12 protein-coding genes and 1 pseudogene are annotated in these 10737 nt (G+C 61.6%); 5 read left to right on the top strand and 8 right to left on the bottom strand.

The genetic code is table 11. The annotated features are described in order from the left end of the window. Nucleotides 1–317, bottom strand: a pseudogene (locus EOB49_RS14570) (VOC family protein); the annotation flags it as partial. Nucleotides 318–543: 226 nt separating this feature from the next. On the opposite strand from EOB49_RS14570, the gene EOB49_RS14565 reads away from it, so the two are divergent. Continuing rightward, nucleotides 544–2115 (top strand): alkaline phosphatase family protein, encoded by a 1572-nt coding sequence (locus tag EOB49_RS14565; protein WP_127381351.1) that lies wholly within the window; start codon nucleotides 544–546, stop codon nucleotides 2113–2115. Between the two features lie 48 nt (nucleotides 2116–2163). Here EOB49_RS14565 and EOB49_RS14560 read toward each other — a convergent pair whose 3' ends face one another. After that, the gene (locus EOB49_RS14560) at nucleotides 2164–3501 is read right to left on the bottom strand and encodes a PRC-barrel domain-containing protein (RefSeq protein ID WP_127381350.1); all 1338 of its coding nucleotides are present in this window, start codon (nucleotides 3499–3501) and stop codon (nucleotides 2164–2166) included. 252 nt (nucleotides 3502–3753) lie between these two features. Here EOB49_RS14560 and EOB49_RS14555 point away from each other — a divergent pair, with 252 nt between their 5' ends. Then, entirely contained in the window at nucleotides 3754–4674 is a 921-nt protein-coding gene (locus EOB49_RS14555) for a diacylglycerol kinase family protein (RefSeq protein ID WP_127320892.1), read from the top strand. Between the two features lie 29 nt (nucleotides 4675–4703). Here EOB49_RS14555 and EOB49_RS14550 read toward each other — a convergent pair whose 3' ends face one another. Beyond that, the gene (locus EOB49_RS14550) at nucleotides 4704–4904 is read right to left on the bottom strand and encodes a hypothetical protein (RefSeq protein WP_127330379.1); all 201 of its coding nucleotides are present in this window, start codon (nucleotides 4902–4904) and stop codon (nucleotides 4704–4706) included. Between the two features lie 149 nt (nucleotides 4905–5053). Here EOB49_RS14550 and EOB49_RS14545 point away from each other — a divergent pair, with 149 nt between their 5' ends. Then, nucleotides 5054–6586 carry an HWE histidine kinase domain-containing protein gene (locus EOB49_RS14545; protein WP_127320890.1) on the top strand — a complete coding sequence of 511 codons (1533 nt, stop codon included), beginning with the start codon at nucleotides 5054–5056 and terminating at the stop codon, nucleotides 6584–6586. 15 nt (nucleotides 6587–6601) lie between these two features. Here EOB49_RS14545 and EOB49_RS14540 read toward each other — a convergent pair whose 3' ends face one another. The 3 genes from EOB49_RS14540 to EOB49_RS14530 all read right to left on the bottom strand — a co-directional run bounded on the left by EOB49_RS14540 (nucleotide 6602) and on the right by EOB49_RS14530 (nucleotide 8288). After that, nucleotides 6602–7060 (bottom strand): hypothetical protein, encoded by a 459-nt coding sequence (locus EOB49_RS14540; protein ID WP_127320889.1) that lies wholly within the window; start codon nucleotides 7058–7060, stop codon nucleotides 6602–6604. A gap of 11 nt (nucleotides 7061–7071) precedes the next feature. Continuing rightward, nucleotides 7072–7398 carry a DUF883 family protein gene (locus EOB49_RS14535; RefSeq protein ID WP_023811001.1) on the bottom strand — a complete coding sequence of 109 codons (327 nt, stop codon included), beginning with the start codon at nucleotides 7396–7398 and terminating at the stop codon, nucleotides 7072–7074. Nucleotides 7399–7526: 128 nt separating this feature from the next. Beyond that, complete coding sequence (locus EOB49_RS14530; RefSeq protein WP_127320888.1) at nucleotides 7527–8288, bottom strand: Crp/Fnr family transcriptional regulator; 762 nt, start codon at nucleotides 8286–8288, stop codon at nucleotides 7527–7529. Nucleotides 8289–8437: 149 nt separating this feature from the next. Between EOB49_RS14530 and EOB49_RS14525 the strand changes: the two genes are divergently transcribed. After that, nucleotides 8438–8809: a response regulator gene (locus EOB49_RS14525; RefSeq protein WP_027163154.1), complete on the top strand. Its 372-nt coding sequence runs from the start codon at nucleotides 8438–8440 to the stop codon at nucleotides 8807–8809. 13 nt (nucleotides 8810–8822) lie between these two features. Here the strand turns inward: EOB49_RS14525 and EOB49_RS14520 are convergent, their stop codons facing one another. After that, complete coding sequence (locus tag EOB49_RS14520) at nucleotides 8823–9374, bottom strand: RNA polymerase sigma factor (RefSeq protein WP_013529285.1); 552 nt, start codon at nucleotides 9372–9374, stop codon at nucleotides 8823–8825. A gap of 3 nt (nucleotides 9375–9377) precedes the next feature. Next, complete coding sequence (locus EOB49_RS14515; RefSeq protein ID WP_127269630.1) at nucleotides 9378–9581, bottom strand: NepR family anti-sigma factor; 204 nt, start codon at nucleotides 9579–9581, stop codon at nucleotides 9378–9380. Between the two features lie 216 nt (nucleotides 9582–9797). On the opposite strand from EOB49_RS14515, the gene EOB49_RS14510 reads away from it, so the two are divergent. Then, nucleotides 9798–10592, top strand: coding sequence for a response regulator (locus EOB49_RS14510; RefSeq protein ID WP_023810997.1), 795 nt, complete (start codon nucleotides 9798–9800; stop codon nucleotides 10590–10592). Nucleotides 10593–10737: the final 145 nt, after the last annotated feature.

Raw genomic sequence — 10737 nt, 5'->3', positions numbered from 1 at the left:
AGGCCGGTGACGCCCTCATCGGCAAAACGGCTTTCCCAATAGCCAAGCGTGCCTTCCGGCACCGAGTAGACGGTGGTTCCGACTTCCCCGACCCCATGCCGGCCCTTGCCTATATCGGGGAAAGGGAAATAGGTCATCACCGAACCCGGCGTGCCGGTCTCGTCACCGTAATAGAGGTGGTAGACGTCGGGCGCGTCGAAATTGACGGTCTTCTTGACCCGGCGCTGGCCGAGTTTCCTGGTGAAGAATTCGTTGTTCTGGCGGGCATCCCTGGCCATCGACGTGACGTGATGCAGGCCCTTGATCTGGTCGAGCATTGTCTTGCTCCTTCCTTGGTGCATGTGCGGCCCTCGCCGCTGTCCACGCCAATATGAGGACCCGAGCAGTTTACGCAAAGGCGGCAAACACAGAATGGACTGTGTCGTAAAAGTGAACGATGGAACAAGGTTCGTTCACCAATTGGCCCGCAGAGTCGGGCTTGCGCCGTGGCCGGAATTCGGTTCCATGAAAGGCGTTCGACATCCCGCGAAAAAGGTATCGTGAGTGACTGGAAAAGCCAGGCGGCCCAACATTCTCCTGATCACATGCGATCAGTGGCGTGGCGATTGTCTGTCCGCAGCCGGCCATCCGGTCGTGCAGACGCCGAATGCCGACGCATTGGCCGCGGAGGGTGTGCTGTTCAAGCGGCACTATGGCGGCGCGGCGCCCTGTTCGCCCGCTCGCGCCTGCCTTTACACCGGCCTCTACCAGATGAACAACCGCGTCTGCCGCAACGGCACGCCGCTCGACGCGCGCCACGGCAACATCGCGCTCTCAGCTCGCGCCCTGGGCTATGATCCGACCCTGTTCGGCTACACCGACGTCTCGCTCGATCCGCGTCTGCTGGCGCCGGGCGATCCGCGGCTGCAAAGCTATGAAGGCGTGCTGCCGGGCTTTACGGTGCGCCAGTTGCTGCCCGAGCATCAGAAGCAATGGCTATCCTGGCTGGAACTGCAAGGTGTCGACGCCAGCGCCGGGTCCCCCGGCATCCACCGCCCGGTGGTTGACGGCGTGGCCGGGACCACCATCAGCAACGCGCCGCCTGTCTACTCCGGGCAACAAACCCCGGCGGCCTTCCTGACCGGCGAATTCACGCGTTGGCTTGGCGAACAGGAGCACGCCACGCCGTGGTTCGCGCATCTTTCCTTCATCAGCCCGCACCCGCCTTTCATTGTGCCGGAGCCCTACAACACGATGTACGATCCGGCTGACGGCCCGGCCTTCCGGCGCGCGGCAAGCTGGCACGAAGAGGCGGAAAACCATCCCTACCTTGCCTATGATCTCGGCCGGCAGAAACAGATAAAATTCCGCCCGGACGCCGGAGGCAAGGTGCACGACTGGAGCGAAGACGATTTTCGCTGCATCCGCGCGATCTATTACGGCATGATTTCCGAGGTCGACGCGCAGCTCGGCCGCGTCTGGCAAGCGATCAAGGCAGCCGAGGCGTGGGACGACACCATCATCGTTCTGACCTCGGACCATGCCGAGATGATGGGCGACCATTTCATGCTGGGCAAGGGTGGCTATTTCGACGGCAGCTATCACATTCCGCTGATCATTCGCGATCCGCGCCAAGGCAAGGCGACCGGCGGCAGTGTCGACAGCTTCACCGAAGCGGTCGACATTTTGCCGACGCTTCTCGACCTGCTCGGCGAAGAGCCCGCGCCACATCTCGACGGCGCCTCGCTGAAGCCGTTCCTGGGCGGAGAAACCCCTGCGGCGTGGCGCGATGCCGCGCATTGGGAGTTTGACTTCCGCTCGATTGCCGCGGGCGAGGCCGAAAACCATTTCGGCATCGCCGCACGCCAATGCAACCTCGCCGTTATCCGCACGGAGCATTTCAAATATGTGCATTTCGGCGGCAACCTGCCGCCGCTGCTGTTCGATCTGGAAAACGATCCGGGCGAGCTGGACAATCTCGCGGCCGACCCCGACCATCTCACCGTGCGCCTGGAATTCGCCGAACGGCTGCTCGCCTGGCGGGCCGAACATCTCGACCAGTCATTGGCACTGGCCGAATTGACCGAGAACGGCCTCGTCGGCCATGCCGCTGGCCTGCAACCTGGCCACACATAAATAAAGCCCGCGCCGTTGCCAGCGCGGGCTTCATTTGGCTGAACAGAATTACCTTACGATCATGCGCTGCTGATCGCGCTGTTCGGCGTAACTGCCTTTGTCATAGGCGGTTTGAGCCTCGAGCTGTTCCTTGGTGAAGGTCGTGTAGAGGTACTTGTTGCCGTCCTTGTCGGTCATGAATCTGAGATTATCCATACCAACCGCGACCTCCTTTTCACCGACGCCTAAGAAGCCGCCAACGTCGACGATCACCGCGTCCGTCTTGTTGTCAGGCGCAAGCACGACATCGCCGATTTCGCCAACCCTGGCGTCGTTTGCGCCGTAGACAGTCGTGCCCTTCAGGTCATCGGCACGAATCTCGCCGACCGGCATCTCGGTCAACGTCGACTTGTCGATAGCGGCAGTCTGTGTCTGGTCGGGAGCCGAGGCGTCAGGGGTGGTCGCTGCCGGAGCTTCGGCGGTCTTGTCTGCCGGAACGACAGCAGGAGCCGTCGTGTCGGACGGCACAGCAGCCGGAGCGGTGGCCGCAGGCTCGTTGGAAGCCGTCGTGGCCGGCGCCGGATCATAGGCCTTGCGGTCGAAATCGGGCTGCGCCTGCAGCTCTTCCTTGGTGGTCTGGGCCACCAGCCAGCGGTCGCCATTCTTCTCGGCCCACTGCGCCTTAGAGAAATCATAGGTGACATTCTTGGCGCCGAGGCCAAGGAAACCGCCCACGCCGATGACCAGGGACTCGGCCTTGCCTTCCTTGGTCAGCACGATGTCGTTGACGTCGCCGATATTCTGCGCGTCATCACCGGTTCCGTTATATACGTCTTCACCGATGATGTTGGTGGCAAGGTTACCGTCCGCGCGCTTGACCGGTTCCGCCGGAGCGGCGTTCATGTCGGCCGGCTTTTGTGCCGTATCCGTCGTAGCAGGTGCCGTAGGTGCGGTCGCGTCGGTCGATGCCGCAGGGGCGGGGGCCGGACTGTAGGGCTGGCTGTCGAATTCCGCCTGAGCGGTCAACTCGTCCTTGGTCGTCTGGGCTACCAGCCAGCGGTCACCATTCTTTTCGGCCCACTGCAGCTTGCCGTACTCGAAGGCGACGCTCTTGGCACCGACACCCAGAAAACCGCCAACGTCGATGACAACAGATTTCGCCTGCCCATCCTTGTCGAAGACGACGTCGCTGACATTGCCGATGTTCTCGGCATCATCGCCGGTGCCGTTATAGACGGATTCACCGATGATGTTGGTGACGATGCTGCCCTCTGCGCGGACCGTCGCGGCGCCTGACTCCTGAACGGCTGGGCTCTGTGCCGGCGCCGGGGTCGTCGCACTCTGCGCATAAGCGCCGGTGGCGATCAGTGTTGCGAGTGCGGTCGTGGCTAAAAGATTGCGGATCATGATAGTCTCTCCTCGTGCCTGATCTCATGCGCCGCGTCTTCGCGGGAAAGTGGACGCGGCATCTACAGGTTCACAACGTTGTGACCAGTCTGTTGTTCCGACAAAACCGCGCCGTCCGGAAACCGAAATCACAGAAATGATCGAGCCGCCGGGGCAGCCCTCTGCGTCAAGGGAACATTTCCGTAGCCGCCGCGTTTCAGCCATCGGCTGGGAGTGTCCCGGTCGCTTTTTGGCTGACATGGTGGAGCGGGTATGAAATTCGCAGCGGTGCTGAACCGGGATGGCGGCACTTTGCGCACCACCGACCTCGCCGCCTTCTCCGACAGGATGCATCAGACGCTGGAGACGGCAGGGCACTCGCTCAGCATCGAAATTGTCGCAGGCAAGGACGTGGTGGAAACGCTCGACAGCGCGGCTTCGCGTCGCTCTGTCGACATCGTGCTGGCGGGTGGCGGCGACGGGACCATTTCCGCCGCGGCCGCCCGGCTGATGGGCACGAAGAAGGCGCTTGCCATATTGCCGGCCGGCACCATGAACCTGTTCGCACGGGGGTTGGGCATTCCGCAGTCACTCGATGGAGCGCTGAAATCCTTCGCCGACGGCGAAATCATCGCGGTCGACGTGGCGACAGCCAATGGCCAACCTTTCATACATCAGTTCTCGATCGGCATGCATGCGAAGATGGTGCAACTGCGCCAGAAGATGGAGTTTGGTTCGCGGTTGGGAAAGATCCGCGCCTCGGCCAAGGCGGCTTGGGCGACGATCAACAATCCACCTGCGATGAATGTGACGCTCAGCATCGGTGGTGCCGAAATGGCGGCACGCATCACCGGCATCGGCATCACCAACAATTTGTTCGGCGAAGGCCATTTGCCCTACGCCGACAATCCGGCGGGCGGCGTGCTTGGTGTCTATGTCACGGTGGCGAAGCAGCGCGCCGAACTGGTCAAGTTCTTCTTCAACGTGGCGCGCGGCAAATGGCGCGACAACGAACATGTCGAAATCCACCAGACGAACAGAACGGTGCTGAAAATCCACTCGAGCAGCCGCAAATTTCGCGCGGTCATGGACGGCGAATTGGTCAGGCTTGACCGTGAAACGGTAATCGAAATCCAGCCTGGCGCGCTGAATGTACTGGTGCCGGCGAGCGCGGCCCAATCGAGAGCCGCCTGATGCTATGCGTTGCAACGAACAAAGCGGCTTTAACCAGCAGGAGCCTGCTCGGTGGTGCTGGGTGTCGGGACATGCTGTTCATCGCTGGTTGGCGTCTTGATCAACACACCATAAATCTCGGCAATGCCCCACGCCGCAAACACCAGAAGCAATCCGGCGATCAGGATTCGAAATCCATGCCAGCCCCATCGCCCCTGCCGCGCCTTGTTTTCGGGAATGATCTTGGCCATGCTCGATCCTTGTCTCATTCTGCACCAACTGGCGCGCTCGGCAAATCATGGTCGGGTAACGGTTCCTCGCTAGGATGGTTCCGGAAAAGCGCGCTGGCCTTGCACCAGCGCAAGCAGGCGGCGGCGAAGACCGGGACGAGGCAAGTGGGGTGACTGGCAAGACGCAAACAGTGCCCGAGCTGCCGGCCGAAGTTGCGCGCGCAGTCAAGGATGTTGACCGGCTCGCTGTGCTGCACGGGTTGGAGATGCTGGATACGGCGGCCGATCCCGATTTCGACCGCGTCAGCAGCCTTGCCGCGGCGGTGATGCAGGTGCCGATGGCCCTGGTCACGCTCGTCGACCTCGAACGGCAGTGGTTCAAATCCTGCTTCGGCCTGGACGAGGCCGAAACCGCGACCGACGTCTCCTTCTGCGCCCATGCGATTGCCGCCGGCGACGAACCGATGGTGGTGGTGGATGCAACGACGGATTCCCGTTTCAAGACCAACCCGCTGGTCACCGGAAAGCACCATGTCCGCTTCTATGCCGGCGCGCCGATGATCGTGGCAGGTGCCCGCATCGGCACGCTGTGCGTGCTCGACCACGAGCCGCATGGTTTTCCATCCCGCGCCGAGCTCCACCAGCTGAAGTCGCTCGCCGGCCTCGCCGCCAGCCTGTTCACCCTCAAGGACGCAACCCGCAGCGGCGCGATCGCCGAGGCCGCACTGGTTCGCGAGGAAAAACGACGTGCCATCGCACTCGATGCGGCGTCGCTCGCCAGTTGGGCATGGGATATCCGCACCGATATCATCGAATGCGACACATTGATGTCGGAGCTGTTCAGCCTGCCGCGCTCCAACCGGCTGCGCGCACGCGACATCCTCACCGCCATCGATCCGCGTGACGTCTACCAGACCGAAACCCGCTTTCGCGACGCCCTGACCGGCAGCGACGACTATTTCGGCGAATACCGGGTGAAGGGCTTTCATCCGCCGCGCTGGCTCGCCACGCGCGGCCGTGTCATCGAGCGTGACGGCGACGGCAAGCCGACCTTGATCTTCGGCGTCAACTACGACATCTCCGAGCGTAAGCTCGGCGACGAACGCCAACGGCTGCTGCTGCGTGAGCTCAACCATCGCGTCAAGAACACTTTGGCGACCGTCCAGGCGCTGGCAACGCAGACCGTGCGCCATGCCCGCCAGCCAAGCGAGTTCCTCGAGGCGTTCGGCGCCAGGCTTCAGGCCTTGGGCATCGCCCACAATCTGTTGTCGGACCGCGAGTGGCGCGGCATCGGCATCAGTGAACTCGTCCAGATCGAGGTCAAACCTTTCGAAACGGCCGAGCAGCCGCGCATGACGATCTCCGGCGACGACCTGCTGCTGTCGCCCGACCAGGCCGTCGGGCTTGGCCTGATCCTGCATGAACTGGCCAGCAACGCGCTGAAATATGGCTCGCTGTCGGTGCCGTCAGGCAGGGTCGATCTCGGCTGGAGGACGCAAGGCAGGAGGGATGCCCGGCGTCTTGTGCTGACCTGGCGCGAAAGCGGCGGCCCGCAAGTCGCTCCGCCGGATCGGCACGGCTTCGGCTCGATCCTCATTCGCCGCAGCCTAGCCAAGGTCATTTCCAGCGAAGTGACCCATGAATTCCGGCCGGAAGGCGTGTTTGCCGAAATATCGATGCCGCTGGAAGAGTTGTCAAAGTGACCTCTCCCAACAGCTCTATCTCCGTTCGCTCTCATCCAGATCGTCGGATTTCACATTCTCGCGGTAGATGGCGTAGGCCGCGAGCGCCACGGCCGGCCCCAGAATGACGCCGAGACCGCCTTTTCCCTTGAGCAGGCTCGGCAGCACGGCGAGTGCGGCGGTGATGCCGATCGCCTTCATGTCGGCATTGCGGCGCTGCGCCCGGCGCCGGGCGCGTGAGCCTGCGGAGATCCGGTAGATCAGCAGGATAAGTCCGGCAAGCACCAGGAAACCGACGCCGAACCCCAGTGCCGCGGCAAGCTGCCCATAGCGCATCGCCGTCCAGATATAGGCGGCCCCGACAAGAAAGCCGAGACCGCAAAGTGCGGCAGCCATGGCGATCACATAGACGATTGCCGCCGTGCGCGCCCGGTGTATGGCGGCCACGGTTTCCCCCGAGGCGAGGCCCGAGATCAGGGTTGCCAACATTCCCATCTGGAGCGCGACTAGCGACGCGCGATGAGCGCGAAAAGGAAGCCTACGCCGGCGGCGATCGCCAGTGACGTCACCGGCTTTTCACGCACGCTCGCCATCATCTGCGCTTCGATGTCCTTGGCGTTGCTGCGCAGGCTGTCAAAGGCTGCTTCGCCCTGCGCACGCAACTGCTCGACCCCTTCCGTGGCTGCGCGGCGCGCGGTGCCATAGCCATGCTCGCCGGTCTTGGCCAGTTGTTTGGTGAGCTTGTCGATGTCGGCCTTCAACTGCCTGATGTCGGCTTCCAGGTCCGCATTTGCACGGGCGTCGTTTGCGGTCTTTCCTGCGGCAGTGGCCATGGCTTAACTCCTTGTGATTGCTTGGTTTCAAACGCGCTGCGCGTCTCAAGGTTCCGGCATTGGGGACAAAGTAGCCGAAAACGCATCGGCGCGCACCCGGTCCGCCGGCTCCGGCAAAACACGCTTCCTCAGATTAATGGCCGGCGCGCTTCACCCAGCCCTTCCCAGCCGGCGAGCCGCTTGAGCCCTTCATTGTCGGAAACCACGCAGCCGCCGTCGCGCCAGACGATCAGCTTGCGATCCATCAGCTTGCGGATCGTCTTGTTGGTGTGAACCAGCGACAGGCCAAGCGTATCGGCGATGTGCTGTTGCGTGATCGGTATCTGGACGGATTGGTTGCCATTCAGTCCGACAACCTTGGCGCGGCTGCCGATGAAGGCGATGAGATAGGCAGCGCGCTCGATCGCACTGCGGCGCCCGAGGCTGAGCAGATTCTCGTCCAGCATCCGCTCTTCACGCGATGCGATCCAGGTGATGTCATAGGCCAGCCCGGGATGATTGCGGTACAGCTCATGCAGATATTCGCGCTCGAAAACACACAGCAGCATCGGCGACAGTGCCTCCACGGAATGCTGCATCTCGCCCATCACACTGCCTTGCAGGCCAATCAGATCACCGGGCATGAGATAGTTGAGGATCTGGCGGCGGCCGTCCAGCAACAGCTTGTAGCGAAACGCCCAGCCGTAGAGCACGGTGTAGAGATGGGCGCTATGGCTTCCCTCCACCAGCACCGTGCCACCCTTTTCGACTGCGAGTTCGCCCTTCTTGAATTTGCTGATGAAGGCCAGTTCCTGTTTTTCGAAGTCGCGGAAAATCGGCAACGGCCGCAATGGGCAGTTCTCGCAAGGATATTGGCGGCTGGAGAAAGCGCTATTGTTCTGAACTGACATTTCGACCCCCCTTCGAAAGCCCGCTCTTGGAGAGCGCGTTTCAACGCGTTGCAAGGATTGAGGTTCCGCCTGCGGGGCCACATGTCTTTTTTAAATGACAGCAAGCCAATTAGCGATCATGACTCCGGCGTTTCAAGGAGTCTTTGCCTGTGCCCACATTGCTTGACGGATTGCGGATACTGGTCCTGGAGGACGAATTTCTGATCGCCATGGACGTCGAGCAGCTTTGCCGCGACCATGGCGCCGATGAGGTGGTGATCGCCCGTGACCTGACCGAGGTCGATGGCCGCGAGGTCGCCACGCGATTCGATGCAGCCATTGTCGACTTGATGCTGGGCGGCGCCTCAACCATCGATTTCGCCTCCGGGCTGCGCGCGGCAGGCATACCTTTCGTGTTTGCGTCAGGCTATTCGGATGCCGATGAAATCAAGGCATCGTTTCCGGGCGTCAGGCTGGTTGGCAAACCCTATTCGGGTGAAGACCTCGTGCAAGCGGTCGCCGCGGCCTGCGGACGTGCTTGAGACACGATCGCGGTCAGCTCGCCGGCGAGCTCGTTACCTGGGCCGAAATTGCGTCCGGACCATACTCGTCCTCGCCTGATATTTTCAGGATCTCCTGCAAGCGCGTACGGGCTCGGCTGACGCGGCTCTTGATCGTTCCCACCGCGCAACCGCAGATCTCGGCGGCCTCCTCGTAGGAGAAACCAGATGCGCCGATGAGGATGATGGCTTCGCGTTGGTCCTCCGGCAATTGCTCCAGGGCGCCGCGAAAATCCTTCAGGTCGAGTTGGCCGTGCTGGGCCGGATGAACGGCAAGCCTGGCCGTCATGATACCGTCGCTGTCCTGCACTTCGCGCCCGCGCTTGCGCATCTGCGAATAGAACTCGTTGCGCAGGATGGTGAAAAGCCAGGCCTTGAGATTGGTGCCGGGCTGGAAGCTCTCATGCTTGTCCCAGGCCTTGACGAGCGTTTCCTGGACGAGGTCGTCGGCTTTGTCGGCATTTTGCGTCAGCGACACGGCGAACGCGCGCAGACTTGGGATTGCCCCAAGCAGATCGGTCTTGAAGCCTTGTGAGACCGCGGCCATGCCTCAGTCCTTCTTCTGTGCGGGTTCAGCCCGTTCCAGCTGGCTAAGCAACTGGGAAAAGCGATCCGGCACATCGTCGGAGACCAGCGCGTCGTAATATTGTTTGAGTTTGCGTCCGATTTCGGAGTTCGGCCCAAGAGCATCACCAGAACCGTTCCGGCGCCTGCTCTCGGCGCCAGCCAGAATATCTTTCGTCATATCCTTCATTTTGCCCTTGTATTCCCAGCGCTCAAACCGCTCTTATCATACTCAACACAACGCAAGCGGCGCCCTCGTCTGGTTGCCCATCCCGACCCCAAACGCCCCTCCCCGGTATTTGTTCCGTCGAGGCGGAACTTTTTCTAAAAACCCGCGTTATCGTTAGGGCTTGCAGTCAGCTTGACCTGCTACGCATTCACGTCATTCTGAGGGAGACGTCTTACCATGAGCTTATCCGCCACCATCGCACCACATCTGCCCTTCCTGCGCCGCTTCTCGCGGGCTGTTTCCGGGTCGCAAGAGAGTGGTGATGCGCTGGTAGCCGCGATGCTCGAGGCCATCATCGCCGATATCGAGATATTTCCCGAAGCATCGAGCGACCGCATTGCGCTGTACAAGGTTTTCGCCAAGCTGTTCACATCGGTCGCCATTCGCGTTCCACAGGAGCAGGCGCAATCGGCGTGGGAACAGCGCACCGCCGCCAATCTGAATGCGATCGCGCCGCGGCCCCGTCAGGCCTTCCTCCTCGTGGCTGTCGAAGGCTTCAGCGAGGACGAAGCGGCTGAGATCCTCGACGTCGGCGACCAGGAGTTTTCAGAGCTGCTTGCCCAGGCGAGCAACGAGATATCCCGCCAGGTGGCAACCGACGTTCTGATCATCGAGGATGAACCGCTGATCGCCATGGATATCGAAGAAATGGTCGAGAGCCTCGGGCACCGGGTCGTTGGAACGGCGCGCACCCATGCCGAGGCAGTGATGATGTTCGGCAAGACACGGCCGAAGATGGTGCTGGCCGACATCCAGCTTGCCGACGGCAGTTCCGGCATTGAGGCCGTGAACGAGATCCTGTCATCGACGTCGGTGCCGGTCATCTTCATCACCGCCTTCCCCGAGCGCCTCTTGACTGGCGAGCGGCCGGAACCGGCCTTCCTGGTCACCAAGCCGTTCAATCCCGACATGGTCAAGGCGCTGATCAGCCAGGCACTGTTTTTTGACCGGCAGGCGAAAGCAGCCGCATAGTCGCGAATTGAGGAGTGGAGGAATTGAGGAATTGAAGGGATAGCCTCGCTCGCCGATTTCTCCAGATCATCAAAATCGTCAATTCATCAATTCCTCAATTCCTCAATTCTTCACTTCGGGCCGCCTGATCCACGCATCGGGCGGT

The organism is Mesorhizobium sp. M7A.F.Ca.MR.148.00.0.0, assembly GCF_003997735.1.
Classification (GTDB): Bacteria; Pseudomonadota; Alphaproteobacteria; order Rhizobiales; family Rhizobiaceae; genus Mesorhizobium.
The sequence above is the reverse complement of the archived record's forward strand: the minus strand, read 5'-3'. Positions and strand labels throughout refer to the sequence as shown.